Genomic DNA, 25,561 nt, shown 5'->3' with positions numbered 1-25,561 from the left:
GTCCACCCCATGGCGCACTACCGTCACCGCAAGTTCAACACCAAGGACACCTACCCCGAGCAGAAGCTCGACAACGACCTGGCACAGGCCGTGGTCGCGAAGGGCGGCACCACCATCTTCCTGCGCGGCCAGTGCCCGCAGGACCTCGACACCGCCGAGAACATCAGGAGCAACGACCCGGTCGAGCAGACCCACAAGGTGATGAGCAACATTCGCCAGCTCGTCGAGGAGTGCGGCGGCCGGATGGAGCATGTCACCAAGCTCGTGGTCTACCTCACCGACGTCCGCCACCGGGAGGCGGTCTACCGGACCATGGGCGAGTACATCAAAGGCGTGCACCCGGTCTGCACCGGCCTCGTCGTGGTCGCGCTGGCGCGGCCGGAGTGGCTGGTCGAGATCGACGCCACGGCGGTGATTCCCGACTGATCCCGCCGCGACGACCCGACAGCACGCCACAGTAGACGCGGGGCGGACCTGGCCCCTGGGAGTTCAAATGACGTTTTCCATCATCGGCCATTGCACCGAGACCGGCATGTTCGGTGTCGCCATCTCGTCCTCGTCGCCGGCGGTCGCGGCGCGGTGCGCCTTCGCCCGGCCGGGCGTCGGCGCGGTCGCGACGCAGAACGTGACCGACCCGCGCCTCGGCCCCCACGCGCTCGACCTGATGGAACGCGGCGCAAGCCCCTCCGAGGCGATGGCGATCCTCGAGCGCAGCGGCGCCCACATGGCCTACCGGCAGGTGCTGGCCGTCGGGCGCACGGGGGAGAGCGCGATCTACTCGGGCTCCAACGTGCTGGGCCACTGGTCCGAGGCCGAGGGCCGCGACTGCGCCGCCGCCGGCAACCTGCTGGCCGATGCCGGGGTGCCCGAGGTGATGGTCCGGCATTTCGGGACGAGCACCGGCCATCTCGGCGCGCGGCTCGTCGGCGCCCTCCGGGCCGGGCTCGAGGCGGGCGGGGAAGCCGGCCCGGTGCATTCGGCCGGCCTCCTCGTGGTGGACAGGCAGCCCTGGCCCCTCGCCGAGCTGCGCATCGACTGGACCGAGGAATGCCCGATCGCGGCGCTCGAGGCGGCGTGGGCGGTGTACGAGCCGCAGATGGAGGCCTACGTCACGCGCGCCCTCGACCCGCGCGAGGCACCGTCCTATGGCGTTCCCGGCGACGAATGAGTAATCCGTGGGGGCGCTTTCCTGCCCCGCCCGCACGGACTAAGGACGTCGAGTATCCCACATGCCCCTCAGGTTCACCCTGCGACAGCTGGAATACTTCATCGCGGTGGGCGAATCCGGCAGCATTGCGCTCGCCGCCGACAAGGTGAACGTCACCGCGCCGTCCATGTCGTCGGCGATCGCCCAGCTGGAGGCCGGCTTCGGCGTCCAGCTCTTCACCCGCCGCCACTCGCAGGGGTCGGTGCTGACCCCCACCGGCGAACGGTTCCTCGAGCAGGCCCGCATCGTGCTCGAGGCGGCGGACAAGCTCAACGACATGGCGAACATCTACACCGGCAGCGTCCGGGGCTCGCTGCGCGTCGGCTGCATGCGGACGTTCGTGCAGCTGATGGTCCCGCAGCTCCGCCGCAGCTTCGAGGACAAGTACGAGAACGTCGACTTCAGCCAGGTCGAGCTCGACCAGGCGCAGATCTTCGAGGCGCTCGGCTCGGCCCGGATCGACGTCGCCCTCACCTACGACCTGTCCCTGACCAGCGACATCGACTTCCAGCCGCTCCAGACGCTTCCGCCCTTCGTCATGGTCGACCTCGACCATCCGCTCGCCGGACGCCGCGAGTTGACGGTCGAGGACCTCGCCGACCACGACATGGTGCTGCTCGACCTGCCGCACAGTGCGGACTACTTCCTGTCGCTGTTCCGCCCCCTCGGGCGCCGCCCGCGCATCGCCGAGCGCACCACCGAGATCTCCATCCAGCGCAGCCTCGTCGCCAACGGGTTCGGCTTCGGCATCTCGAACATGCGCACGGTGTCGGAGTCGTCGATGGACGGCAAACCGCTGAAATTCATCCCGCTGAAGACCGACGTGCCGCCGCTCCAGCTCGGCATCGCCATGTCGCGCGCGGCCCACGTCTCGCGCACGATCCAAGCCTTTATCGACCACTGTCACGAAGCGGCGGACGCGGGCAGGCTGCCCGGCCTCGCAACCGAGCCATGAACACGATCAAAAATCCCCCATCCCTCCCGGACACCCGCCCCATCCCCGACATCGCCGGGATCCTCGCCCGGCTCGTCGCTTTTCCGACCGTGTCGCGGCAGTCGAACCTCGCGCTTCTCGATTTCGTCGAGGAGCTGCTCCGCCCGGCCGGCGTCCGGCTGGAGCGGTTCACGAGCGAGGACGGCACGCGCGCCAATCTGTGGGCCAGCCTCGGCCCTGAGGGTTCGGGCGGGGTCGTCCTGTCCGGCCACTGCGACGTCGTCCCGGTCGAGGGGCAGGACTGGTCGAGCGATCCTTTCGCGCTGCGCACCGAGGACGGACGGCTCTATGGCCGCGGCGCCGCCGACATGAAGGGATTTCTGGCGGTCGCGATCCACGCCATGCTCTCCGCCGCTCCGCGGACGCTCGCCCTGCCGCTGCATCTCGCGATCTCGTATGACGAGGAGGTCGGCTGTCTCGGCGTGCGGGGGATGCTCGACGCCCTCGGCGCCCGGCCCGAACGGCCGGCGCTCTGCATCATCGGCGAGCCGACCGGCATGCGCATCGCCAACGGCCACAAGGGCAAGCGCGGCCTGCGCGCCTGCTGCCACGGGCAGGAGGGCCACTCGGCGCTGGCGCCGGACGCCTTGAACGCGCTGCACCTCGGCGCGGCCTTCATCGCCCGCCTCCAGGCCCGCCAGGAGGAGCTGAAGGCCACCGGCGCGCAGGATCCGGCCTACGACATCCCCTATTCGACGGTCCACGTCGGGACCATGCACGGCGGGACGGCGCTCAACATCGTCCCGAACCGCTGCGACCTCGATTTCGAGATCCGCAACATCGCCGCCGACGACCCCGACGCGATCCTCGCCGGCATCATCGAGGACGCCGAGGCCATCGCCGCCCCCCACCGCAACCGCTTCCCGGCCGCGCGCATCGAGATCGAGGAGACGTCGGGCTATCCCGGCCTCGAGACGCCGCCCGACACGCCGGCGGTGGCGCTGCTGCAATCGCTGCTCGGACGCGACGATCCGCTGATCAAGGTCGCGTTCGGAACCGAGGGCGGGCTTTTCCAGGGGACCCTCGGCGTTCCGACGCTGGTCTGCGGTCCGGGCCACATGGCGCAGGGGCACAAGCCCGACGAGTTCGTCAGCGAGGGACAGCTCGCCGAATGCGCGAGGCTCCTCGCCGCCATCACTGACGCCCTGACCGAGGGCAAGGCCCCCGCCCTCACGCCCTGACGTCCGGTGGGACGATCGCACGGCGCCCGGCCTGGACCGTGCGACGCCTCCCGGTCCACGACCGACGGCCCGTGCCGCAGGCAGTGGGATGCCTCCGCCGCCGTCAGCCCGCGCCGGCCCGACGGGCGCCCGGGGCACGATGCATTGGTGCCGGCTGAGGGACTCGAACCCCCGACCCCCTGATTACAAATCAGGTGCTCTACCAACTGAGCTAAGCCGGCCCGCTGTGGCGCGGGGGTCACGTTATCCGTCCGAGACCCCGGCTCGTCAATGTGGGCGTTGATCTTCCGGGGCAACTCCTCCACGGTGCCATCAGAATTCGGGGGTTGTATGCGCGCGCTGGCAAAATTCGTACTGGTAGGAGCCGGCTTGATGATGGCCCACTCGGCAGCCTCGGCGGCCGACCTTGACCATTATTCCGGCAAATACGGCCTCGTCCCGCAGTACTACGGCCTCGCCGAGCCCTGGTCGGAGACCCGGGAGCGGCCTCCGCGCAAGGGCCTCTGGTACTTCACCGGCCCCGACTCCCCCACGGTCAACTTCCTCGTCCCGATGAAGGGCTGGGGCGTCACCGTGCAGCCATGGACGCCGGAGTGGGTATCCTACTGCTCCGCCCGCTGGCCCAGCTTCAATCCCCGCACCGGCACCGTCCTCACCCCGGACGGCGTGCGGATGTGCTTCTGACCGGACACTGGCCCGCCCGCTGACGAACCGGCCAATCGCTGGCCGGGATCGGTCCCAGGAAGCCTGACCGGCCACCGCCGACCACTCCTAATATAGGCACCGGCTGACACGCCGGCCAAATGCGGGCCGCCCAGCCGTCACGCGAGTCCTGGACCGGATCCGCGAGACGCATCGGCGAACGCCTCGATCCGCTGAAGCACCGCGCCCACCCGATCCCACCTTGCGGAAACTCCCGAGCGGCCATCGCCGCCGTCGGCCCCCGCGGCAAGGCGCCCGCGGCGTTCGTCGCCGCACCGGCATCGCCCGGGCGGTCTCCCCGGCGGCGGCACCGCGCCCCTCCGCCGCGACACGTCCAAATTGCCGCCGCGGGACGGCCACAACTCCTCGTGCGAGGCGAAACATCTGTGGACGCCCCGGCCGAATGCGGGGACACGGGTCGCTCCGAATCAGTCGTTAACCCAAGATTCACCGCGTTCATATTGATTGTTCGTCACGCGGAACCGGGTTTACGTTCGTGCAACAAACAACTCCACCACAACGATCGATTCGGTTCACCGGCCGCTCCTTCATGGCGTTCGTGCTGACACCGATCCCACCGATTCAGGAGTGGTTGGCGGATTTCGACAGCTTCGCCAAGCGGTCGCCGGGGTTCTTCGTCGGACGGCCCGTCGTGGTCGACATCTCGCAGATGCCGGCGAGCCGTCCGGAGCTCGTCCACATGGTGACCGAGCTCAAGCGGCGGCACGTCACCATCATGGGCCTCGACGGACGGGCGCCCGGTGAACTCGGCGCGGACGCCCGCGGGCTTCCGCCGATCCTGACGGGCGGCAAGGAAATCACCGCCCTCACCCAGCTCGCCGATACGATCCAGGCGAGCGACATCGCCAAGCTCGCCGAACAGGTGAGCGCGGCCGCCTCGACGGACAAGACCGCCGAGGCGAAGGACGAAACGGCCGACCCCTCCAGCAGCACCGCCTCCGTGGACGCCTCGACGGACGATACGGCGGCGAGCCCCCCTGCCCCCGCCCCGGACGCGGCGGCAAGCGCCGTCTCGGCTGTCGCCGAGGCCGCCCTCGCAGCGGTGGAAAAGGCCATCGACGCCCCGGATGCCGACACGCTCATCATCGATCACCCCGTGCGCTCCGGCCAATCGGTCGTGCACCTCACCGGCGATATCGTGGTGATCGGCTCGGTGGCCTCGGGCTCGGAGGTCGTCGCATCCGGGTCCATCCACATCTACGGCGCGCTGCGTGGCCGGGCGATCGCCGGCTCGGCAGGCAACCGCAACGCCCGCATCTTTACGACGCAGCTCAATGCCGAGCTCGTCGCGATCAACGGTCTTTATAAAACCGCGGATGATCTCAATCCGAAGTGTGTCGGCCGTGCCGTCCAGGCGTGGCTGGACGGCGACTCGCTCAAGATGTCCGCGTTCTGATGGAAGGGGATAGCACCATGTCGAAGGTCCTGGTGGTCACGTCGGGCAAGGGGGGCGTCGGCAAAACCACGTCGACCGCGGCCCTCGGTGCCGCACTCGCCAAAACCGGCAAAAACGTCGCGATCGTCGACTTCGACGTCGGCCTTCGCAACCTCGACCTCGTGATGGGCGCCGAACGCCGCGTGGTGTTCGACCTCATCAACGTCATCAACGGCGACGCCAAGCTCAGCCAGGCGCTGATCCGCGACAAGCGCGTCGACACGCTCCACCTCCTGCCCGCCTCGCAGACGCGCGACAAGGACGCGCTCACCGAGGAAGGCGTGGCGGGCGTCATCACCGAGATGCGCGAGCGTTTCGACTACATCCTGTGCGACTCGCCCGCCGGTATCGAGCGCGGCGCGACGCTCGCGATGCGTCACGCCGACGTCGCCATCGTCACGACCAACCCCGAAGTCTCGTCCGTGCGTGACTCGGACCGCATCATCGGCCTCCTGGATTCCAAGACCCTCAAGGCCGAGAACGACGAGCGGATGGAGAAGTACCTGCTCCTCACCCGCTACGACCCGGCGCGCGCCGAGCGTGGCGAGATGCTCAAGGTCGACGACGTCCTGGAGATCCTTTCCATTCCGCTGCTCGCGGTGGTGCCGGAGAGCCAGGAAGTGCTGAAGGCGTCCAACCTCGGCATGCCCGTCACCCTCGGCTCCCCCGCGTCCCAGCCGGCCAAGGCCTACAGCGACGCCGCCCGCCGTCTGATGGGCGAGGAAGTCGAGATCGCCATCCCGACCGACCGCCGCAGCCTGTTCGGCAAGTTCTTCGCGAGGAAGGCCGCATGAGCATAAGGGAGCTCTTCAAACGCAAGAAGACGTCCGCGCCGGTGGCGCGCGAGCGTCTTCAGATCATCCTCGCCCACGAGCGGTCGGCGACGTCCACCTCCGACATCCTCGTCACGCTGCGTGAGGAGATCCTGCAGGTCATCGCCAAGCACATGACCATCGACCGCGAGAAGGTGCGCGTCTCGATGGACCGTGGCGACGAGGTCTCGCTGCTGGAGGTCGACGTCGAGCTGCCGCTCAAGGACGAGAACGGCGACAACGTAAAGCTCGCGATGTCCGCCTGAGGACGATTCCGCGAGGCGGACCGGCGATTCCCGACGCCTCGGCGCGTCGAGCCGCTTGACAGGACCGCCTCCGGATCCCTAATAGAAGCCACGTCGGCGCGGGCCATCCCGCGCCGTATTTTATTGGGCGGTGGGTCGTTCTTCGGCTACCGCGAGTGGGATCCGCGCGGGTGTCCGCGCAGTGGTCATTCCGGAGCGTGACATGAAGATCAAGAACTCGCTGAAGTCGCTGATGCAGCGCGACCGCAACAACAAGCTGGTCCGCCGCAAGGGACGCGTCTACATCATCAACAAGAAGGCCCCGCGCTACAAGGCCCGCCAGGGCTGACGGCAGGGCCCGCGGCATCTCGCGGGCCACGGACGACCGCCGGGCGTCACTCGCGCAAGGGCGGACGAGGGCGAGGATCGAGGCCGCGGCCGGCGTGTGCGCCGGTCCCTGAGCCTGTGGATCTGCGTGCGCACTGTCGCTGCGCCGACGCGCCGTCATCGCGGACATTTCGAAATGCTATAGCCGGCAGCAGCGGGACCATCCGCCGCGGTCGGCCGTTTGCGTTTGTGGTCGAGTTACGGCAAACAAGCCGCCCGTCCGGCGATCGGGGGCGGCTGGCCCCACCCGGGTTTCGCACTCGGGGCTCCGGCTCGCCCGGTCGACGGGCCGCGCGGTGCCGGCAGGCGTTCGGAACGACACCGCGGATCCCGCAACGAGCTCGAGACCACGGTGCACGCGTACTACTCCAAATCCGAATTCCAGGCGTTCGTCCGCTCGGACGCCGCGCGTTCCGGCCGCGTCGGCCTCGTCCCCACCATGGGGGCGCTGCACGAGGGACACCTCAGCCTCGTGCGCCAGGCGCAGGCGGAATGCGACCTGGTCGCGGTCAGCATCTTCGTCAATCCGCTGCAGTTCGCCGCCGGCGAAGACCTCGACAAGTACCCCCGCACCATGGAGTCGGACTTCGCCAAGCTCGGCGCCGCCGGCGTCGACGCCGTGCTGGTACCCAGGGTCGAAGACATCTACCCGGCCGACTTCCAGACCGTCGTCAGCAACGACACGCTGAGCGGGATCCTCTGCGGTGCCTCGCGCGCCGGCCACTTCAACGGCGTGCTGACGGTGGTGCTGAAGCTCCTCAACATCGCCAAGTGCCAGCGGGCCTACTTCGGCCGGAAGGACTTTCAGCAGCTCACCCTGGTGAAGCGGATGGTGAAGGACCTCGACGTCGACTGCGAGATCGTCGGCTGCCCCACCGTGCGCGACCCGTCCGGCCTCGCCCTGTCGAGCCGCAACACGTACCTCTCGCCGGCCGAGCGCGAGAGCTCGGTGAAGCTGTCGCGGACCCTGCGCGAGATCGACGCCAGGGTGGCCGCCGGCGAGCGCGATGTCGCCCGCCTGATGGAGGTCGCCCGGCCGCTCGCCGATGACCCGCTGATCGCGCCGGAATACCTCGAGATCCGTTCGCCCGGGCTGGAAACGCGCTACGAGGACGAGTTGGAGCTTCCCGCCGTCGCCCTCATCGCCGCCCGCGTCGGCGCCACCCGCCTCATCGACAACATCGAACTCGCGCCGCAGGACTGACGCCGCGCCGGAGCGCACGGCGTCCCCGGCCCGGACCAGTCGCCGACCCGGGCGTCATGCCTCGCTGCCGTCGATCTCCATCTTGAAGCGGTCGCGGCGGTCGCGCGTGTCGTCGAGGTAGGGGTGGATCTCCAGCGCGCGCGTCATCACCTCGACCGCCCTCGCCTTCTGGTCCAGCGAGACGAGAATCACGGAGAGCCCCACCAGGGCGCCCCAATGACGCGGCTCGCGCTTCAGCACCTGCTCGATGTCGGCGATCGAGCGGCCGTAGTTGCCGGCGAGGAAGTTCACCGTCGCGCGGCGGTTCCAGCCCTCCGCGAAGTCCGGCTTCAGCCGCACCACCCCGTCCAGCAGGTCGAGGGCGAGCCCGTAGTCCTTGTTCTGGATCGCGACGGCTGACCGGTTCATCAGCAAGTCGACCGTATCACTGCCCGAGCGGGTCATCCGCCGCAGGATGTGCCCGGCGATGCGGTCCGCACGCTCCTTGGTCGTGGCCTTGGCCAACTCGTCGAACATGCGGTCGAGCCGCGTCTGCCGTCGTTCGTCGGCCGTGGTGGACCGGTGGACGGGGCGGTCCATCCGATCCCCTTTTTGCGAGACGATGCCGTCCGGGAGCGCGGGGCGCCCGGCCGGTTGCTCCTGTGCCGTCACCGGCGCGGATGCGCAGATCGCAAGCGCAACCGCCAAAACCACGCGTGCTTTGATGATCATGATCCGAGTTTGGCGCCGAACGGGTTTCCAGTCAAAAGGGCGCGCCGTCGCATTCCCGTGAGCCGAATGACCGGCCCGTGACGGGCGTCACTCGGGAAACGCCGGGGCGTCGCGATCTTCGTTGTGTCGGCGGGAGGATCCGCCAGAGAAAAACGGAGAGACAAACATGAAGACCACGATCGCCGCCTTCACCGCCGCCGCCATCGGCTTCACCGCCCTGACCGCCACGGCCACCACCTCCGCGCAGGCCGCCCCGCTGGGCGCCCCGGTCGCCCAGGCCGTGCAGGTCGACGAGAACATCACGACCGTCGGTCATCACCACCGCCGCCGCAACGCCGCGACCGCCGCCGGCATCGTCATCGGCCTCAGCGCCCTCGCCCTCGGCGCCGCCGCCGCGTCCCAGCCGCGCCAGCGCTGCTACATCGAGACCATCGAGGTCTGGAGCCCGCGCCGTCAGGCCTACATCCTGAAAGAGCGCGAGGTCTGCCACTAAGGTCCGACCGCCTTGCGCGCCTGAAAGCCGCTCCGACCCCGGGGCGGCTTTTTTGCGTCGCGCCTCCCGGCCGCGTCCCGTCCCTCCGGGCCCGCCGCGGGGCCGTCCGTGCCCGTCAACCCGCGCGCCGCATCCCTGCCGTGCAGGCTCCGGCTTGACGCGGCCGGCCGGTCCCTCTTTGACACGGGGCCGGACCGGAGAGCGACATGGACAACCTCGCCGTGGCCCGCCACCCGTCGCCCGTCGGGGCGTGGACGGCAACGGCCGCGATCATCCTCTATATTCTCCTCATCACCGGCGTGCGGCTGGGCCTGTCTCCGTTTCTGGAGATCGACGAGGCGCAGTTCGTCGGTGCGGTGGACCTGAAGCTGATCTACGGCAACTCGCACCCGCCGCTCTACAACTGGCTGGTGCGCGGCGCGCTGGAGCTGACGGGCGAGCACTGGACGCTCGCCGTCACGCTGGTGCGCGGCTCGCTGCTGATGGCGACCTACCTCCTCACCTTCGACGCCGCCCGGCGCATCGCCGGACCGACTGCGGGCATCCTCGCCGTCGCGCTGATGGCCTTCATGCCGCAGGTCTCGTGGATGTCGGCGCACACCCTCGCCCACTCCATCCTGGTAATGGCGGCGGCCGCCGGGCTCGTGAACGGCGTCGCCCGCCTCGCCACCGGGCCGCGGTGGAGCGCCTTCCTGGTGCTCGGCCTCTCCGCCGGCGTCGGCGCGCTCGCCAAGCCCAACATCTGGATCCTCGTCTTCACGCTGATCCTCGCCATGCTGACCGACCGGTTCTGGTGGCGCCGCCTCGCGACGGCCTGGGCCTTCCTGGTCCCCGTCATCGTCGGCGTGATGGCCGGCCCGGCGATGTGGGCGATGGCCCACGCGCTCCGCAGCTCCACCGAGCGCATCGAGAAGCTCTACCGGGACGGCCCCTTCTCGGCGATCGACCTCCCCGGCGTCGGCGTCGACGGCGTCGTATCGCTCGTCGTCGCTCTCCTCGCCTCGGTCGGTGTGGTGCTGGCGCTGGTGGCCCTCTTCGGCCGCGCCCGCCCCGTGCTCTCGGAGGAGGGGGACGCGGTGCGGCGGCTGCTGTGGCGCACGCTCGCCCTGTCGCTCGGCCTCTCGGCCGTCGCGGTCCTGGCGGCCGACATGTCCTCCGTCCACGAGCGCTATCTGACGCCGATCCTCATGCCGCTCCCGGTGGTCGCGTCGCTGCACCTCCTGGCGTGGCGGCCGTGGCGGATCATCGGCGTCGCGGCGGCGGTCTTCCTCGCCGTCCCCATCGGCATCGCGGCGATGACGGCGTTCGACGACCACCGCTTCGCCCGCCCGTACGATGCGCTCGCGGCGCAGATCCTGGCCGAGACCCCGCCGGGGCGTATCACCGTCTCGGCGAGCCGGCAGTCGCTGGAAGCCAATATGATGATCGCCTTCCGCAGGGCCGGCCGGGAGGCCTGGGTCACCGAGGACCGCCACGCGCCGATGACGGACGTCGCCATCGCCATGCAGCCCGGCACCGGCAAGGCGGTCCCGCCGCCCGAGGGGCACTGCACCGGGAAGGAGCTGACCGTCTCGGCGCCGATGCACAACGTGATGGGACGCCCGATGCCGGTGCGCGCGACGATCGCGACGCGCTGCAAGCGCTGACGCCGGCGCGGGCTCGGCGGGGTTGGCCGACGCGGCCGCGGGGACCGCGCGCTTGCCGGCGGCGCCCGGACCGGGTCAGACGGTCGCGGCGGCGAGGTCCCTGAGGCGCGCGGCCAGCGTGTCGCGCACCTTCGTCAGTCCCTTGTAGGCGAGCTGGGCGGCGTCGAGCCCGTCGAGCTGGTCGGCAAGGCTCGTCGCGAGGTGCGCCCCGTCCGGATGGCCGGCGAAGGCCTCCACCGGGTCCACCATCACCTTGATCGTGAAGAGGAGGTCGCCGGTCGTGAGGCGGCGCAGGGTCTGCCGCTCGACCCGCACCAGCGGCGCGGCGATGCCCGTCGCCTGCGGCTTGTCGTGCTTGGATCCGGCGAGCGACAGCCCGCCGCCGAACTGGATCGACCAGTTCAGACGCCACACCGGCGCGTCGACCGACAGGTTGTCGAAGATCCGCGCCACCCGCATCGCCATCGGCCCGGCCCAGCCGGGCACGGACTGGTGGATCGCGTTCATCGGCCGGTCGAACTTCTCCGGCAGGTGCCAGCCGGACGGGAAGGCGACGACACCGGCGGCGAGCGACCACGCCTCCTCGCCGCGCCGCATGATGACGAGGTCGTCCGACAGCATCATCGCCGCGTCGAGGAGCGGCGGCGCCTCGGCGAAGGGCGTGCCGTCCGCGAGGCGCTCCGGCGGGGCGACGGGGCGCGGGTCGAGCCCCTGGCGCACGAGATCGGCGGCGATCAGGTCACGCGCCTCGGCCTGCGAGGCGGCCGTGTCGGGCCGGATCCGCACCGCATCGCCCACCCGCGACAGGACCCCTGCCTTCTCGGCGAGGTCGGCGAGGCGGCGGTCGTCGTTCTCCAGCCAGTCCTCGAGCGCGATGGGGCTCATCGCGATCGAGAACGGCTTCTTGCCGCCAGCCCAGGGGGTGTGGCGCGGGCGCACGTCGCCCCCTTGAACCGGCTCGGTCATCGCCCGTCAGCCCGCGGCGCTGTCCGCGGCGGCGAGTTCGTCGATCAGCCCCTCGATCACCGAGAGGCCGGTCGTCCAGAACGCCGGGTCCCGCGCGTCGAGGCCGAACGGGGCGAGCAGCTCGGAGTGGTGCTTCGTGCCGCCCGCGGAGAGGAGCGCGAAATACTTCTCCTGGAAGCCGGCCGGCTCCCGCTCGTAGACGCCGTAGAGCGAATTCACGAGGCAGTCGCCGAAGGCGTACGCGTAGACGTAGAACGGCGCGTTGATGAAGTGTGGGATGTAGGCCCAGAACGCCTCGTAGCCATCCTGCAGCCGGACAGACGGCCCGAGCGACTCGCGCGAGACGTCCATCCAGATCTGGCCCAGCCGCTCGGTGGTGAGCTCGCCCTCGCGGCGCTCGGTGTGGACGTGGCGCTCGAAGGTGTAGAACGCGATCTGGCGCACCACGGTGTTGAGCATGTCCTCCACCTTGGAGGCGAGCATCACGCGGCGGGTCCGCGCGTCGGGCGCCTCGGCGAGGAGCTGGCGGAAGGTCAGCATCTCGCCGAACACCGAGGCCGTCTCGGCAAGGGTCAGCGGCGTCGGCGCCATCAGCGCCCCGTTGGGACCGGCGAGGATCTGGTGCACGCCGTGGCCGAGCTCGTGCGCGAGCGTCATCACGTCCCGCGACCGGCCCTGGTAGTTGAGCAGGACGTAGGGGTGCGCCGACGGTACCGTCGGATGCGCGAACGCGCCCGGCGCCTTGCCCGGCCGCACCGGCGCGTCGATCCACGGATTGTCGAAGAAACGGCCTGCCAGCTCGGCGAGTTGGGGGGAGAAGCCGCCGAAGGAGGTCATCACCGTGTTCTTCGCGTCGGCCCAGGAGATGGTGCGGTCGTCCGCCTCCGGGAGCGGTGCGTTGCGGTCCCAGGTGTCGAGCGCGTCCTTGCCGAACCACTTCGCCTTCATCGCGTAATAGCGGTGCGACAGGCGCGGGTAGGCGTCCGTCACGGCCGAGACCAGCGCGTCCACGACCTCGGCCTCGACGCGGTTGGCGAGGTGGCGCGAGGAGGCGACGTCCGGGAAGCCGCGCCAGCGGTCGGACACTTCCTTGTCCTTCGCCAGCGTGTTGGTGATCAGCGTGAAGGTCCGCTCCTCGCTCTTCAGCGACGCGGCGATCCCCTCGGACGCGGCCTTGCGCACCGCCTCCTTCGGGTCGAGCAGCTTGTTCAGCGCCTCCTCGAGGGTGACCTTGCCCTCGCTCCCCTCCATCTCGACGCGCAGGCTCGCGATCGTATCGTCGAAGAGGCGGGTCCACGCGGTGCGGGACGACGCCGACTTGTCGAGGAAGAGCCGCTCCAGGTCGTCGGAGAGCTGGTACGGGCGCTCCTTGCGCAGGTCCTCGATGAACGGCCGGTAGTGGGCCGCGGCGGGATCCCCCAGCGCCTTCGCCATCACGGCGTCGTCGATCCGGTTCAGCTCCAGGCCGAAGAAGAGGAGGTGGGTGGCAAGGCTCGTCAGCTTGTCGGAGACGTCGCCATAGGTCTTCGCGTGGACAGGATCTGTCGTGTCCGTGGCGTAAAGGAGGCCGGCGTATGAGCCAATTCGGCCCGCCCGATCCTCGAGCGCCTCGTACGCCTTCAGCGCCGCGGCGAGGGTCGCGCCGCCTTCGGGGGCGGCAAGGCGCTCGGCCAGGGTGCCCTTGTACTCGGCCTCGAAACGCCTTGAATCTTCGGCGAGTGAGGCGAGGTCGGCGGCGAGCGCCGGGTCGTTCGGACCGGCGTAGAAGTCGCCGAGACTCCACTCGGGAAGACCCTCGATGGCCGTCCCCGTGCTGGCTCGCTCGGCGGTCTCGTGTGGCAAAATTGCGCGATTGGCAGTGAAACTCATCGTCGGGGCCTTCAACGGATCGTGATGACGCTCTTTGGGACAGAGCGGGATGCTATCTCATTTGTCTTCAGATGGCCCCTGGGTTCGAGTGTGAAAGGGCGACACTTCCAATGACACGTTTGGTTCGTTCGACGCGGCTGGCAACGGTCGCGGCCCTGACGCTCGCAGTCTCGCCCCTCGCCCTGCCGGTGATGGCGGCGGCAGAAGTGCCGATCCCCCGCCTCTCGCCTGTGTCCGACACGACGCCCGCGGCCAGCGTCGCCCCGGGCGCCGACACTTTCGAGGCGATGGAGGCCCCCTCCACCATCGAGGCCGCGATCGAAGCGGAAGTCTCCACCGACGTGTGGCTGTCGGTCGCGCAGTACTACGAGATGCGCCACTACGCGCCGGTGTGGACCGAGGAACGGGCCGCGGTGCTGCGCGCCCGGCTCGCCGAGGCGGCCTACGACGGCCTCGACCCCGAGGCCTATGCGGTGCCCCGTCGCGGCGACAGCCTGCGCGAGCGCGCCCGCGAGGACGTCGCGCTCACCGAGGCGGCGCTGCGTTACGCCCGGCACGCCCACTCCGGCCGCGTCAAGCCGACGGACATCTCGCGGATCATGACCATGGATCCGCCGAAGCTGAACGAGATGCGCTTCCTCGTCCGCCTCGGCCGCGCCGACGACATCGACAAGACGCTGGAGAGCGTCCACCCGCAGCAGGCCCAGTACCAGCGCCTGCGTGCGGCGCTGCGCAAGGCGCTCGACTCCAGCGTCGTGCAGCCGCCCGCCGTCGGCTCCGGCCCGGCGCTTAAGCTCGGCTCGACCGGGCCGCGCGTCGCCGTCCTGCGCACGCGGCTCGACGCCACGGCCCCCGCCGGCGCCGACGCGGAGGTCTTCGACGACAGCCTCGAGACGGCGGTGAAGGCCTGGCAGAAGGACAGCGGGCTCGGCGCGGACGGGATCGTCGGCCCGCGCTCCCTCGCCGTCCTCGACGCCGGACTCGGCGGCAACGACGTCGACGCGCTGATCTCCAACATGGAGCGCTGGCGGTGGATGCCCCGCTGGCTCGGCATGCACCACGTCTACGTCAACGTGCCGGCCTACCGCATCCAGGTCGTGGACGCGGGCAAGGCGACCTATACGGGCCGCGTCGTCGTCGGCAAGGCGAGCAACCCGACGCCGATCTTCTCCGACGAGATCGAGCACATCGTCGTAAACCCGTACTGGAACGTCCCCTACTCGATCGCCAAGAACGAGATGCTGGGCGGGATCCAGTCCAACCCCGGCGGCTACATGGCCCGCAACAACTACGAGGTCGTCTTCAACGGCAACGTGGTGAACCCCAACACCATCAACTGGAACGAGGCGACGCTGCGCCGGGTGCGCATCCGCGAGAAGCCGGGCGGCGGCAATGCGCTCGGCCGGGTGAAGTTCCTGTTCCCGAACCAGCACGCGGTCTACCTGCACGACACGCCGTCGAAGAGCCTGTTCGACCGTCCGACCCGCGCCTTCAGCCACGGCTGCGTGCGCGTCCAGAACCCGTTCGACTTCGCCGAGGCGCTGCTCGCGGGCGAGCCGAACCTCTCCGGCCGCGGGCTCGAGAAGATGGTGGGGGGCAAGGAGCGCTGGCTGAACACGCAGAAGCACATCCCGGTCCACCTCGCCTACTTCACGCGCGAGGTCACCGACAGCGGCCACGTGGTCCGGCTCGACGACATTTACGGGTTCGACGCGCGCACCCAGAGGGCACTCGGTCTTTAAAATTGTGGCGGCCATGCGCCAGTAGCTGGCCAATCCTGAAAAACTGTGATTTATCGGCCACAGTGGAGTGTCGTCACATAACGGCTCTTTCGAAGCCGTCTGCAATTCGTTAAGCCTCCAGCAAGCGTTGGGTCTTAATTCCGAATAGCTACGTCGATAATCCGGCGTACCCTGATGTGTCCGACAGGGGGCGGCCGCTTGACACCATTGCGAGTCCAGAGTTCCGCTATGTTGCGATGCGGCAATATCAGACGCCGCGTGGCCCGCGTTCGTTCGCTTGGCCTCGCCGCGCTTCTCGGGTCCCTCCTGCTGTCGGCAGGGGGAGCGACTGAGGCTTCCGCCCAGTCCCGTACCCTCAAGCTCTATTTCACGCATACCCGCGAGAGCATCGAGGTCGTCTATAAACGGAACGGCAGCTACGTCGGTTCCGGACTGCGCGACCTCAACCGGTTCCTGCGCGACTGGCGGCGCAACGAAGCCACCAAGATGGACCCGGAGCTGTTCGACCTGCTCTGGGAGATGCAGCAGGAGTTCGGCGGCAAGACCATCAGCATCGTCTCCGCCTACCGTTCGCCGGCGACGAACTCGATGCTGCGGCGCCGCTCCCGCGGCGTGGCCAAGAACTCCCAGCACATGCTGGGCCATGCCATCGACTTCTACATCAAGGGCGCGAACCTGGCGCAGCTGCGCGCCGCGGGCATGCGCCGCCAGGTCGGCGGCGTCGGCTACTACCCGACGTCCGGCAGCCCGTTCGTGCATATGGACACCGGCCGCGTCCGCGCCTGGCCGCGCATGTCACGCTCCGAGCTCGTGAGGATCTTCCCCGACGGCAAGACGCTGCACATCCCCTCCGACGGCAAGCCGCTCTCCGGCTACGCCGAGGCCGAGCGCCTGGAGAAGGAAGGCAAGCTGACCCGGCTGCGCGGCGGTGGTGACGGCGGCGGTGGCGGCGGCCTGATCGCGTCGCTCTTCGGCGGCGGTGGTGGCGGCGGCTCGTCCGGCGAGTCCGGACCGCAGTCCGGCCGCGTCACGGCGACCCGGCCGCAGCGCGAGGCCGCGCCCGCGCCGGCGGCGCCCCGGCCGACCGAGGTCGCCTCGGCCCGCGTCGCGCCGGAGCCGCGTCCCGCCCGCGAGTCCAACGACAACCAGGGCGGCGGCTTCTTCCGCCAGCTCCCCAGCGTCTCGCTGGGCGGTCTGATCGGCCGCTCGCGCAACGACGAGGATGACGAGGACGACGAGACGCCGTCCGTCCAGCCGGTCGAGCAGCCGTCCGCGCCGCTCACGGCTGTCGCGACGGAAGCGCCGGCCACTCCGTCGGCCCCGGTACCGACCCCGCCGACCGCCCCGACTCCGCCGGCCGCGGTGGAGACGGAGGACGACAAGCCGATCGTCGTCGCGGCGCTGCCGCCGCAGCGTCCGGTGCGCCCGAACCGCGCCCCGGCCGACGCGCCCTCCACGGCCCTCGGCTATGCGCGTGACGAAGCTCCCGACGGGAACGACGGCTCGCCGCTGACGGCCGCGGCCGCGATCATCCCGCGCCCCTCGCAGGTCGCCGCCGCAGCCGCGTCGGGCCGCGCGGCGAACCCGCCGGCGGCACCGCGACCGGAGCCACAGATCGGCTTCCGCGACGCGGGCCCCGTCCCGGCCGCCCTCACCGGCGACGCGGTGGACGCGCTGATCTCCCCGGTGATGGGCGCCTCGCCCGAGCTGATCGGCAACCTCACCAACGTCTCGGGCCAGGACTTCGCGACCCTCGTCGCGCCTGACCGCCGCGCGGCCGCCGACGACGGCGTGCTGATGGCGCCGGGCTTCCTTGGCTCGGCCAAGACCATCGCCGAGGGCGGCACCGACTGGCTCGACACCGACCGCTTCACCGGAACCCGCGTGACGGTCTTCGCCAGCCCGCGCTCCTGACCGCCCCACCCCGGGGCCTCACGGAGCCCCGGCTGACCGGCCAACAAAAAACCCCGCGCAGTGCAAGCTGCGCGGGGTTTTTCGTTTCGACTTTCGAAGCCGGAGATGGGCGGGAGCGCCGCGCGTCGTGCGCCAGTCCCGTCCGTCTCCTCAGGCGGCTTCGGCGCGCTCGATGCCTTCGCCGGTGAAGCGCATGCCGAGGGCCTGCATGTAGAGGTCGAGGATCGCCTCGAACTCGGTCCGCTCGCTGGGCTCCTGCTTGCGCAGGCGCACGATCTGACGAAGCACCTTCACGTCGTACCCGTTGGCCTTCGCCTCGGCGTACACGTCCTTGATGTCGTCCGCGATGCCCTGCTTCTCTTCCTCGAGACGCTCGATCCGCTCGACGATCGTACGCAGCTGGTCCCCAGCCACTCCTTCGTTGACCATAGGTCCATCTCCACTGAATTTGACGGTTCGAGTTTCGACGTCTGCGCCCGGCGATCAATCGCGCGAGCCCATTCATCCCCGATGTCCGCCCAATTCTTCGTGCGACGGTTTCCGAACGCTTAACGGCGTTGCCTTTCGCTCCGCGTTATGGGTCGGCCCCGACGGGTCGCCACGCCCGGCGAGAGCGCTAGATCGCCTTTGCAAGCGGTCAAATTGCATTGCAGACCTGCTTAACTGTCGGGGCGAGGTCTCGACATTCGTGCCAGGGGAGGGTTTCACAGCGGTGCAAAGATGGTACAGCGGGACATAAAAATGCGCGCCGGACGAAAATATCTGACGCCATTCCACGTCGCCCGGGGCCCCTTAACCGAATCGGATCAGTGTAGTTCTCTAATGTTTCCCGCCAATCTTGCGGCCTTATCGAGGACACAATGCGAACGATCCGCTTCTTTCGCGCCCCGTTAGAGAAATCACTTGCACTGTGACCGATAATCAAGTGTCAAGGATAATGAGAGAACCCTGTGGAAATAACAGCTCCACGAAAGCCTGATGCCCTATCTACGAGTACCATTCAGTGGCCGGGTCGATTCGAAGTGCGTCACCCGCATGCCTAAACGCTTGCGGTACCAGCGTTGGCGCTCGGCCCCTGCGATTGACAAGGCGCGAGCAAGCTCGCATGAACACCGCGGTCACGCGCCGCGAACCAGTTTATGATGAACGAAAAATAGGACGGCTCGCTGCAGATGTTCCGACTCCCCCGCCGCGTACTGACGGGCCCGCTCGTCCTCCTTCTTGTGACTTTCGCGGCCATCTTCTCCGGCACGACTGACGCCTCTGCAGAACTTCGCCTCTGCAATAAAACTCCTGTCCAAGTGGGCATTGCGATTGGCTATCGCAACAATGAAGAATGGGTCAGCGAAGGTTGGTGGAACCTCGACGCTGAGTCCTGCCAGGTCGTGGTCGACGGCCCCCTCCCCTCCAGGTACTACTACCTCTACGCCCTCGACTATGAGGAGGGCGGCGCGTGGGGAGGCACCGCTTTCATGTGCACATCCGACAAAGAGTTCACCATTCAAGGCACCAACAACTGCGTCGCCCGCGGCTATGAGCGGCGGGGCTTCGTCGAGGTGGACACGGGCGACCGACTGTCGTGGACGGTTCAGCTCACCGAACGACCGAAAGCCGGCATCGGCGGACAATGATACGGGCGCGGCGAGTCCGCGTCGTCGCGACGTTGGGGCCGGCATCGTCTGAGCAAGCTCAGATCGCCGAACTGCACCGCGCCGGAGCGGACGTCTTCCGGATCAACATGAGCCACGCCGACCACGGCCTGATGCGGACCCTGGTGTCGCGCATCCGGGCGGTCGAAAAGGACGCCGGCTCACCGATCACGATCCTCGCAGACCTCCAGGGCCCGAAGCTGCGCGTCGGCAAGTTCGCCGACGGGCCGATCATGCTGGCCGACGGGGACACCTTCACGCTCGACGCGGACTCCGCTCCCGGCGACCAGAACCGGGTGCAGCTCCCGCATCCGGAGATCCTGCGCGCCCTCGAGCCGGGGCACCGCCTCCTCCTCGACGACGGCAAGGTGGCCCTCAAGGTCACCGAGTCGACGCCGACGAAGGCGGTCACCGTCGTCACCGTCGGCGGCAAGCTCTCCGACCGCAAGGGCGTGAGCTGTCCCGACACGCTGATCCCGGTCGGGGCGCTGACGCCGAAGGACCGTGCCGACCTCGACGCCGTGCTCGACGCCGACGTCGACTGGATCGCCCTCTCCTTCATCCAGCGGCCGGAGGACCTCGCCGAGGCGCGCAAGGTCGCCCGCGGCCGCGCCGGCATCCTCGCCAAGATCGAGAAGCCCCAGGCGATCGAGCGGCTCGACGACATCATCGAGCTGTCCGACGCGCTGATGGTGGCCCGCGGCGACCTCGGCGTGGAGATGCCGCTGCAGGACGTTCCAAGCCTGCAGAAGCGCATCACCCGTGCCGCCCGGCGCGCCGGCAAGCCGGTCGTCGTCGCGACCCAGATGCTGGAGAGCATGATCACCGCCCCCGTGCCTACCCGGGCCGAGGTGTCGGACGTCGCCACCGCCGTCTACGAAGGCGTCGACGCCGTGATGCTCTCCGCCGAGTCGGCCGCCGGGCAGTACCCGGTGGAGGCCGTCGCGACGATGGACCGCGTCGCCCGCTCGGTCGAGGCGGACGAGACCTACCGGTCGATCCTCAAGGCCCAGCGGTACGAGCCCGACGCCACCGGCGCCGACGCCCTCGCCGCCGCCGCCCGGCAGATCGCCGAGACGCTGAGCATCAACGTCATCGCCTGCTACACGTCGTCCGGCTCGACCGTGCTGCGTGTCGCCCGCGAGCGGCCGACGGCGCAGATCTTCGCCCTCTGCCCGCGCGTCGAGACGGCGCGGCGGCTCGGCATCGTCTGGGGCGTGACCAGCATGACGACGACGCCGAGCGACGATCTCGAGGACTTCATCGCCGACGCGGGCGTGCGCGTCGTCGACGCCGGCCTCGGCCGGACCGGCGACCGCCTGCTCGCAGTGGCTGGCGTCCCGCTCGACACCCCGGGCGTGACCAACGTCCTGCAGCTCGCGTTCATCCGCTCCCGCGACGAACGATAGCAACTTACGCGAGCGAGTATTGAATTTGCAATCTAAACGGGATTAACTGGGCCGATCCACCACGAGGGATCGCCCCAGTGCCCGCAACGCGCGACCTCTCGCCCCGGAACGCATCCAAGCGCCGGCAAAGGGCGACGAAGGCGGACACCCGCCCCTTCCCGGCCGCACCGGAGATGGATCCCCTCCACGTCGCCTTCCAGCACTGCGTCAGCGGCACGCGCCCCGTCTCGGCGCGGGAGGCCTGCTTCGCCCTCGCCGCGGCGAACCGTCGCCCGCCGACGGCCCGGCGCCCACCGCTGCGCGACATCGCCGCGATCGTCGCCACCGCCGAGCCGCAGGACTGCCTCGACGCCGCCTTCGCCGCCGCGGGCCGCCGCCCGTCCGACATCAGGCGCGCGGCCCGGGGCCTCTCGCCCAACCCGCCGCCCTTCCGGGACGTGGACTACTTCGCGGCCCTCGCGCGCTGGCTCGGCTGCGGGTTCGACCGCGGTCCGGGCCTGCGCGCCCTCGCCCGGCACCAGCGCCTGGCCGTCACCACCTCGGACGACGGCGTCGTCGTGCGCGGCTACCGGGGCGACAAGCCGGTCGTCGCCATCGTGCCCTCCCCCGCCTGGCTGCCGCGTCTCGGCGCGCTCGTCGCCGCGAAGCCCGCACTCGCCGACCGGATCACCATCATCCCGCCCCAGGCGCTTGTGGAGGCGATGGGCGAGGACGGCCCGGTCGTCTGCCAAGGCCGTCTGGACCCGCTGCACGGCGTCGCCGAACGCGATCTCGCCGACCGCGTCCTGACGCCGGGCCAGTCCGTCACCCTCGGCGCCACAGGGGCTGTCCTCCTCCTCGCGCTGATGATCGAGCCGGTCGCGAGCCTCCTCGTGATGGTGGTCGCGATGACCGCCATACTCGTCGGCTACGCCGTCAGCCGCGCGATGGCGCTCGCCCCGAACGAGCACGGGACCCCGCCGCGCCGTCGCCTCAAGGCGTCGGAGCTCCCCGAGTACTCGATCCTCATCCCCCTCTACAAAGAGGACGAGGGCCTGAAGCACCTCGTCGCCGCGCTGACGCGGCTCGACTACCCGCCGGACAAGCTGGACATCCAGTTCCTGGTCGAGGCCGACGACGCGATCACCCAGGGCGCCGTCCTGCGCGAGGCGACGGAGCTGAAGTGCCGCCTCACGATCGTCCCCGCCGGATTGCCGCGGACCAAGCCGCGGGCGCTGAACGTCGGCCTCAGGCAGGCGCGCGGCAGCATCGTCACCATCTTCGACGCGGAGGACCGGCCCGACCCGAAGCAGCTGCGCATCGCCGCCGAGACCTTCGCCGCGGCGTCGCGCGAACTCGCCGCGGTCCAGGCCCACCTCACCATCGACCATCTCAGCGACAACTGGCTGACGACGATGTTCGCGATCGAGTACGCGTGCCTCTTCGACCATATCCTGCCGATGGTCGCGGCGCGCAGGCGCCTGCTGCTCCTCGGCGGCACGTCCAACCACTTCCGCGCCGACGCCCTCGTCGAGGCGGGCGGCTGGGACCCCTACAACGTCACCGAGGACGCCGACCTCGCGGTCCGCCTATGCCGCAAGGGCTACCGCATCGCGATGATCGACTCGCACACGTGGGAGGAAGCGCCCGTCTCGGTCGACGCCTGGCTGAAGCAGCGCTCCCGCTGGTTCAAGGGCTTCATCCAGACGTGGCTGGTCCACAACCGCCAGCCCCTCGCCCTCCTGCGCGAGGCCGGCCCCGCCGACACGGTGGTCTTCCACGTCTTCGTCCTGGGCGCGCTGACGGCGGCGATCGCGCACTGCGCCTTCCTCGTCCAGCTCGTGCTGCTGGCGCTCGGCGAGGCGGTCCTGTTCGGCGATTCGATCTGGCTCGGCGGCCTGCAGACGCTCGCGGTCATCGTCGGCTACGGGACGAGCTTCATCCTCGGCGTGAAGAGCATCCGGCGGCGCCGCAGCGGGGCGATCAGCCCGTGGGCCGTCGCCTGGTTCCCGGTCTACTGGATCCTGATGGGGATCGCCGTATCGATCGCGATCCATGACATCGTGCGCAAGCCGCACCACTGGCGCAAGACGACGCACGGCGTCGCCGCCCGCCCCCGCCGCGTCGCCGCCCACCACTGAGCCGCGGACCCCTGGCGGCACGGCGGTCCCCCGCCCCCGCCACAGGCGCGGCGGATCCCGGGTGCCTGTTCCTCGGAGCCAGCCGTCGCTGAAGCCCGAAAGGAGACGGGCGGCGGGCGCGTCAAGGGCCGGCGCAGCCGGGCGAAGCGGACCCTTGACGCGCCCGCCGCACGGCTCAGGGCTTCTTCAGCGACGGCTGGCTCCGGGGGACAGGCACCCGCCCCTGTTCCTTGGTGAAGCCCGAGCCCCCTGCCGCGCCGCGTCCTGCGGATCGGCTCCCGATCTGTCGCGGGCCGAACGGGACGCGATCCGGCCTGCCTTCTAGCCGGTGTGCTCCGGGTGGCCCCAGACGCCGCCGACGAGGTTGACCCGGGCGAGGATCTCGGGATCGAACTCCCGGCGGATCCGGGGCGCCGGGTGTGCGATGGCGTCCATGAGGGCGCGGCGCCGGCGGCCGGCTTCCTCGATGTCGATCCAGCGGAAGCGGACCTCTTCGTGCGGCCGGCGCTGCGCGAGGCGGGGCCGGTCGGCCGCGGCGATGACGCAGATCTTGGGGTAGCCCCCGGTCGGCGCGCGGTCGGCCAGCTGGACGATGGGCTGGCCGTTCCCCGGCACCTGCATCGCACCCTCGACGATCCCGTCCGAGACGATGTCGTGGCTGATCGCCTCCACCCTTGGCCCCTCGAGGGTGTAGCCCATGCGGTCGAGGGCCGGGGAGAGGCGGAACGGCTCGGAGGCGAACCGCTCGCGGATCGCGGGCGGGAACATGTGCTGCTGCGGCCCGGGCAGGACGGCGACGGGGCCGGTGTCGTCGTAGGGATCGTCGAAGAGCTCGGGCGCCGTCGCGTTAACCGCCGCGCAGGCGAAGCCGGCGGCGAGGTCGCGCCTGCCGAAGCCCGTGCGGGCGTTGGTGGCGTAGGACCCCAGGACTGGCGGGCCGAAGTCGATCCCCTCCACCGTGACGTAGGCCCACATCCCCGTGCGGCCCGGTGTGATCGTCATGACCTCGCCGTCCGGGATCGTCAGGCGCGCGGGGGGCGTCAGCGTCGTCTCGCCGACCTTGACGGTGAATCCCGGCCCGGTGACGGCGACGCGGACCGTCCCCTCGGCCGCGATGCGGGCGCCGCCGAGGCCCACCTCGATCGCCGCCGGAGCCTCGACGAGACGCCCGGCGAGCCGGTAGCGCACCCAGTCCATCGGACCGGATTCGGAGACCCCGAAGCGCATCGCGCCGCGGCGCCCGGCGTCCTGCACGGTGATCAGCGGGTTGGGGTCGACGACCCGGATCCGGGCGCCGCTCACGATGCCCTCCTGAGGCCGTTGCCCTCGCGTGCGAGCCGCTCCAGCTCCTCGCGCGAGACGGGCTCGAACGTCAGCCTGTCGCCGACGGCGAAGGGCACCATCGGGTCCCGGTCCGGGTCGAAGAGCGTCAGCGCCGTGCGGCCGACGACGTACCAGCCCGTCGGCATCGAGACCGAGCAGAGGACGGCCATTCCGGCGGCCATGATGATGCTGCCTGCGGGGATCGGCGGGCGCGGCTTCTGCCGGCGCGGCAGGGTCAGCGACTGGTCGATGCCGGACATGTAGGCGTAGCCCGGCGCGAAGCCGTACATGCCGATCTGATAGTGGCTCGCGGCGAGCCTCTCGCGCACCGTGTCGGGCGGCAGGTCGAGGTTGCGGGCCGCCTCCTCGAGGTCCTCGGCGACGTCGGCGTCGAAGCAGGCGGGGACGATCCACTCGGTGGTCGCCGCCGCCGCGTCGGCCGACTCCTCGGGCAGGGCCGCGAGGATCGCGTCCTTCGAGGTGACGTCCGGATCGAACAGGACGAGGAGCGAGCGGAAGGTCGGCACCGCCTCGACGAAGCCCTCGGGCGCGGCGGCGGAGATCGCGGCGTAGAGGCCGGCGACTCGCTGGCCCACGGTCTGGTCGATCTCCTCGCCGTACTCGATCACGAAAGCCGCCTCGCCGCTGGGGCGGAGCGTGGCACCGTCGAGCCAGGCCATCAGCGGCTCCGCGTCATCGCGCGAAGGGGGCGACGGTGACGCCGGACGCCTCGAGCGCCTTGCGCACCGCCGCGGCGACGCCGACCGCATGCGGGTTGTCGCCGTGGACGCAGATCGAGTGGATCGGCGTCGCGACCCTGGTGCCGTCGTGGGCGATCACGGCCCTGGCCTTCACCATTTCCACCGTGTGGGCGGCGGCGACGTCGGCCTCGTGGATGATCGACCCCGGCTTGGCGCGGGACATCAGCTGGCCATCCGGCTCGTAGGTGCGGTCGGCGAAGATCTCGGACGCGACGTTGAGGCCCGCGTCGAGGGCGGCACGCTCCAGCTCGGTGGTGGCGACCGCGAGGAGGGTGGTCGACGGGTCGACCGCCTTGACGGCCGCGACGATGGCGTCGGCGGCCGGGCGGTTCACGCAGGCGAAGTTGGAGAGCGCGCCGTGGGCCTTCACGTGCGTCACCGGCACGCCGACGAGGGCGGCCATGCCCATGAAGGCGCCGATCTGGTAGGCGACCATGCGGGTCATCGCCTCGGGCGCCATCGGCAGGATGCGGCGGCCGAACCCGGGCTTGTCGTCGAAGCCGGGGTGGGCGCCGACCGAAACCCTGCTCTCCTTCGCGAGCCTCAGGGTCTCGACCATCGTGTCCGGGTCGCCGGCGTGGAAGCCGCAGGCGATGTTCGCGGTGGTCACGATCTTGAGGATCGCAGCGTCATCCCCCATGCGCCAGGGGCCGTAGCTCTCGCCGCAGTCCGAATTGAGATCGATCGTCGTCATGCCGTCCTCCGTCCGCGCCCAATCAAGCAGGATCGGCGCCATGCGGAAAGGCGTCGCCGGTTTGGGCAGTCATGCG

Annotated in this window: 24 protein-coding genes and 1 tRNA gene; 17 read left to right on the top strand and 8 right to left on the bottom strand. The window is 70.0% G+C overall.

Going from position 1 to position 25,561, the window contains the following annotated elements; translation table 11 throughout:
* Positions 1-9 precede the first annotated feature (9 nt).
* The 4 genes from DLJ53_RS04640 (at position 10) to argE (ending at position 3,382) form a co-directional block, all read left to right on the top strand.
* Positions 10-426, top strand: coding sequence for a RidA family protein (locus DLJ53_RS04640; protein ID WP_111342744.1), 417 nt, complete (start codon positions 10-12; stop codon positions 424-426).
* A 67-nt stretch (positions 427-493) separates the two neighbouring features.
* The gene (locus tag DLJ53_RS04635) at positions 494-1,168 is read left to right on the top strand and encodes a DUF1028 domain-containing protein (protein WP_111342742.1); all 675 of its coding nucleotides are present in this window, start codon (positions 494-496) and stop codon (positions 1,166-1,168) included.
* Positions 1,169-1,229: 61 nt separating this feature from the next.
* Positions 1,230-2,162 (top strand): LysR family transcriptional regulator, encoded by a 933-nt coding sequence (locus DLJ53_RS04630; RefSeq protein WP_111342740.1) that lies wholly within the window; start codon positions 1,230-1,232, stop codon positions 2,160-2,162.
* The gene (gene argE / locus DLJ53_RS04625) at positions 2,159-3,382 is read left to right on the top strand and encodes an acetylornithine deacetylase (RefSeq protein ID WP_111342739.1); all 1,224 of its coding nucleotides are present in this window, start codon (positions 2,159-2,161) and stop codon (positions 3,380-3,382) included. The genes DLJ53_RS04630 and argE overlap by 4 nt, the downstream gene beginning before the upstream one ends.
* Before the next feature lie 145 nt (positions 3,383-3,527).
* Here the strand turns inward: argE and DLJ53_RS04620 are convergent.
* Positions 3,528-3,603: transfer RNA gene (locus tag DLJ53_RS04620), tRNA-Thr, on the bottom strand.
* A gap of 151 nt (positions 3,604-3,754) precedes the next feature.
* Between DLJ53_RS04620 and DLJ53_RS04615 the strand changes: the two genes are divergently transcribed.
* The 6 genes from DLJ53_RS04615 (at position 3,755) to panC (ending at position 8,188) form a co-directional block, all read left to right on the top strand.
* Positions 3,755-4,066, top strand: coding sequence for a BA14K family protein (locus tag DLJ53_RS04615; protein WP_162408893.1), 312 nt, complete (start codon positions 3,755-3,757; stop codon positions 4,064-4,066).
* A 610-nt stretch (positions 4,067-4,676) separates the two neighbouring features.
* Positions 4,677-5,501 carry a septum site-determining protein MinC gene (gene minC / locus DLJ53_RS04610; RefSeq protein WP_226574481.1) on the top strand — a complete coding sequence of 275 codons (825 nt, stop codon included), beginning with the start codon at positions 4,677-4,679 and terminating at the stop codon, positions 5,499-5,501.
* A gap of 17 nt (positions 5,502-5,518) precedes the next feature.
* Complete coding sequence (minD, locus tag DLJ53_RS04605) at positions 5,519-6,334, top strand: septum site-determining protein MinD (protein ID WP_111342734.1); 816 nt, start codon at positions 5,519-5,521, stop codon at positions 6,332-6,334.
* Positions 6,331-6,618 (top strand): cell division topological specificity factor MinE, encoded by a 288-nt coding sequence (gene minE / locus DLJ53_RS04600; protein WP_111342732.1) that lies wholly within the window; start codon positions 6,331-6,333, stop codon positions 6,616-6,618. The genes minD and minE overlap by 4 nt, the downstream gene beginning before the upstream one ends.
* A 202-nt stretch (positions 6,619-6,820) precedes the next feature.
* Positions 6,821-6,946: a type B 50S ribosomal protein L36 gene (ykgO, locus tag DLJ53_RS04595; protein WP_111342731.1), complete on the top strand. Its 126-nt coding sequence runs from the start codon at positions 6,821-6,823 to the stop codon at positions 6,944-6,946.
* A gap of 390 nt (positions 6,947-7,336) precedes the next feature.
* Positions 7,337-8,188 carry a pantoate--beta-alanine ligase gene (panC, locus tag DLJ53_RS04590; RefSeq protein ID WP_111342729.1) on the top strand — a complete coding sequence of 284 codons (852 nt, stop codon included), beginning with the start codon at positions 7,337-7,339 and terminating at the stop codon, positions 8,186-8,188.
* A gap of 54 nt (positions 8,189-8,242) precedes the next feature.
* Here the strand turns inward: panC and DLJ53_RS04585 are convergent, their stop codons facing one another.
* Positions 8,243-8,767, bottom strand: a complete 525-nt coding sequence (locus DLJ53_RS04585) for a tetratricopeptide repeat protein (RefSeq protein WP_162408891.1) — start codon at positions 8,765-8,767, stop codon at positions 8,243-8,245.
* Positions 8,768-9,065: 298 nt separating this feature from the next.
* On the opposite strand from DLJ53_RS04585, the gene DLJ53_RS04580 reads away from it, so the two are divergent.
* Both DLJ53_RS04580 and DLJ53_RS04575 read left to right on the top strand, forming a co-directional pair.
* Positions 9,066-9,392, top strand: coding sequence for a hypothetical protein (locus DLJ53_RS04580; RefSeq protein ID WP_111342726.1), 327 nt, complete (start codon positions 9,066-9,068; stop codon positions 9,390-9,392).
* A 206-nt stretch (positions 9,393-9,598) separates the two neighbouring features.
* Positions 9,599-11,038 carry a glycosyltransferase family 39 protein gene (locus DLJ53_RS04575; protein WP_111342724.1) on the top strand — a complete coding sequence of 480 codons (1,440 nt, stop codon included), beginning with the start codon at positions 9,599-9,601 and terminating at the stop codon, positions 11,036-11,038.
* A 75-nt stretch (positions 11,039-11,113) separates the two neighbouring features.
* Here the strand turns inward: DLJ53_RS04575 and DLJ53_RS04570 are convergent, their stop codons facing one another.
* Together DLJ53_RS04570 and DLJ53_RS04565 are read right to left on the bottom strand one after the other, a co-directional pair.
* Positions 11,114-12,004, bottom strand: coding sequence for a heme-dependent oxidative N-demethylase family protein (locus DLJ53_RS04570; RefSeq protein WP_111342722.1), 891 nt, complete (start codon positions 12,002-12,004; stop codon positions 11,114-11,116).
* A 6-nt stretch (positions 12,005-12,010) separates the two neighbouring features.
* Positions 12,011-13,873: a M3 family oligoendopeptidase gene (locus tag DLJ53_RS04565; RefSeq protein WP_111344081.1), complete on the bottom strand. Its 1,863-nt coding sequence runs from the start codon at positions 13,871-13,873 to the stop codon at positions 12,011-12,013.
* Positions 13,874-13,983: 110 nt separating this feature from the next.
* Between DLJ53_RS04565 and DLJ53_RS04560 the strand changes: the two genes are divergently transcribed.
* Positions 13,984-15,615 (top strand): L,D-transpeptidase family protein, encoded by a 1,632-nt coding sequence (locus DLJ53_RS04560; RefSeq protein ID WP_162408889.1) that lies wholly within the window; start codon positions 13,984-13,986, stop codon positions 15,613-15,615.
* Positions 15,616-15,873: 258 nt separating this feature from the next.
* On the top strand, positions 15,874-17,529 hold the full coding sequence (locus DLJ53_RS35495; RefSeq protein WP_244935004.1) for a peptidoglycan L,D-endopeptidase MepK: 1,656 nt from the start codon (positions 15,874-15,876) through the stop codon (positions 17,527-17,529).
* A 150-nt stretch (positions 17,530-17,679) separates the two neighbouring features.
* Here the strand turns inward: DLJ53_RS35495 and DLJ53_RS04550 are convergent, their stop codons facing one another.
* On the bottom strand, positions 17,680-17,958 hold the full coding sequence (locus DLJ53_RS04550; protein ID WP_111342718.1) for a DUF2312 domain-containing protein: 279 nt from the start codon (positions 17,956-17,958) through the stop codon (positions 17,680-17,682).
* A gap of 743 nt (positions 17,959-18,701) precedes the next feature.
* Between DLJ53_RS04550 and DLJ53_RS04545 the strand changes: the two genes are divergently transcribed.
* The 3 genes from DLJ53_RS04545 to DLJ53_RS04535 all read left to right on the top strand — a co-directional run bounded on the left by DLJ53_RS04545 (position 18,702) and on the right by DLJ53_RS04535 (position 22,707).
* The gene (locus DLJ53_RS04545; RefSeq protein WP_111342717.1) at positions 18,702-19,160 is read left to right on the top strand and encodes a DUF1036 domain-containing protein; all 459 of its coding nucleotides are present in this window, start codon (positions 18,702-18,704) and stop codon (positions 19,158-19,160) included.
* Positions 19,157-20,587 (top strand): pyruvate kinase, encoded by a 1,431-nt coding sequence (gene pyk, locus DLJ53_RS04540; RefSeq protein WP_111342715.1) that lies wholly within the window; start codon positions 19,157-19,159, stop codon positions 20,585-20,587. Before DLJ53_RS04545 ends, pyk begins: the two co-directional genes overlap by 4 nt.
* A gap of 77 nt (positions 20,588-20,664) precedes the next feature.
* Entirely contained in the window at positions 20,665-22,707 is a 2,043-nt protein-coding gene (locus DLJ53_RS04535) for a glycosyltransferase family 2 protein (protein ID WP_146619893.1), read from the top strand.
* Positions 22,708-23,028: 321 nt separating this feature from the next.
* On the opposite strand, the gene DLJ53_RS04530 is transcribed toward DLJ53_RS04535, so the two are convergent.
* From DLJ53_RS04530 to DLJ53_RS04520, 3 genes are read right to left on the bottom strand one after another with little or no spacing between them, the layout of a single operon-like run.
* Complete coding sequence (locus DLJ53_RS04530; protein ID WP_111342712.1) at positions 23,029-24,009, bottom strand: 5-oxoprolinase subunit C family protein; 981 nt, start codon at positions 24,007-24,009, stop codon at positions 23,029-23,031.
* The gene (locus DLJ53_RS04525) at positions 24,006-24,710 is read right to left on the bottom strand and encodes a 5-oxoprolinase subunit B family protein (protein ID WP_162408887.1); all 705 of its coding nucleotides are present in this window, start codon (positions 24,708-24,710) and stop codon (positions 24,006-24,008) included. The genes DLJ53_RS04530 and DLJ53_RS04525 overlap by 4 nt, the downstream gene beginning before the upstream one ends.
* 13 nt (positions 24,711-24,723) lie before the next feature.
* Positions 24,724-25,485 carry a LamB/YcsF family protein gene (locus DLJ53_RS04520; RefSeq protein WP_111344079.1) on the bottom strand — a complete coding sequence of 254 codons (762 nt, stop codon included), beginning with the start codon at positions 25,483-25,485 and terminating at the stop codon, positions 24,724-24,726.
* Positions 25,486-25,561 lie beyond the last annotated feature (76 nt).

The sequence above is a fragment of the Acuticoccus sediminis genome (assembly GCF_003258595.1).
Classification (GTDB): domain Bacteria; phylum Pseudomonadota; class Alphaproteobacteria; order Rhizobiales; family Amorphaceae; genus Acuticoccus; species Acuticoccus sediminis.
The sequence above is the reverse complement of the archived record's forward strand: the minus strand, read 5'-3'. Positions and strand labels throughout refer to the sequence as shown.

Coding starts and splice junctions, on each gene's coding strand:
- DLJ53_RS04640 (WP_111342744.1), top strand. CDS start 10: ATGGCGCACTACCGTCACCGCAAGTTCAACACCAAGGACACCTACCCC.
- DLJ53_RS04635 (WP_111342742.1), top strand. CDS start 494: ATGACGTTTTCCATCATCGGCCATTGCACCGAGACCGGCATGTTCGGT.
- DLJ53_RS04630 (WP_111342740.1), top strand. CDS start 1,230: ATGCCCCTCAGGTTCACCCTGCGACAGCTGGAATACTTCATCGCGGTG.
- argE (WP_111342739.1), top strand. CDS start 2,159: ATGAACACGATCAAAAATCCCCCATCCCTCCCGGACACCCGCCCCATC.
- DLJ53_RS04615 (WP_162408893.1), top strand. CDS start 3,755: ATGATGGCCCACTCGGCAGCCTCGGCGGCCGACCTTGACCATTATTCC.
- minD (WP_111342734.1), top strand. CDS start 5,519: ATGTCGAAGGTCCTGGTGGTCACGTCGGGCAAGGGGGGCGTCGGCAAA.
- minE (WP_111342732.1), top strand. CDS start 6,331: ATGAGCATAAGGGAGCTCTTCAAACGCAAGAAGACGTCCGCGCCGGTG.
- ykgO (WP_111342731.1), top strand. CDS start 6,821: ATGAAGATCAAGAACTCGCTGAAGTCGCTGATGCAGCGCGACCGCAAC.
- DLJ53_RS04585 (WP_162408891.1), bottom strand. CDS start 8,767: ATGGACCGCCCCGTCCACCGGTCCACCACGGCCGACGAACGACGGCAG.
- DLJ53_RS04580 (WP_111342726.1), top strand. CDS start 9,066: ATGAAGACCACGATCGCCGCCTTCACCGCCGCCGCCATCGGCTTCACC.
- DLJ53_RS04575 (WP_111342724.1), top strand. CDS start 9,599: ATGGACAACCTCGCCGTGGCCCGCCACCCGTCGCCCGTCGGGGCGTGG.
- DLJ53_RS04570 (WP_111342722.1), bottom strand. CDS start 12,004: ATGACCGAGCCGGTTCAAGGGGGCGACGTGCGCCCGCGCCACACCCCC.
- DLJ53_RS04565 (WP_111344081.1), bottom strand. CDS start 13,873: ATGAGTTTCACTGCCAATCGCGCAATTTTGCCACACGAGACCGCCGAG.
- DLJ53_RS04560 (WP_162408889.1), top strand. CDS start 13,984: ATGACACGTTTGGTTCGTTCGACGCGGCTGGCAACGGTCGCGGCCCTG.
- DLJ53_RS04550 (WP_111342718.1), bottom strand. CDS start 17,958: ATGGTCAACGAAGGAGTGGCTGGGGACCAGCTGCGTACGATCGTCGAG.
- DLJ53_RS04545 (WP_111342717.1), top strand. CDS start 18,702: ATGTTCCGACTCCCCCGCCGCGTACTGACGGGCCCGCTCGTCCTCCTT.
- pyk (WP_111342715.1), top strand. CDS start 19,157: ATGATACGGGCGCGGCGAGTCCGCGTCGTCGCGACGTTGGGGCCGGCA.
- DLJ53_RS04525 (WP_162408887.1), bottom strand. CDS start 24,710: ATGGCCTGGCTCGACGGTGCCACGCTCCGCCCCAGCGGCGAGGCGGCT.
- DLJ53_RS04520 (WP_111344079.1), bottom strand. CDS start 25,485: ATGACGACGATCGATCTCAATTCGGACTGCGGCGAGAGCTACGGCCCC.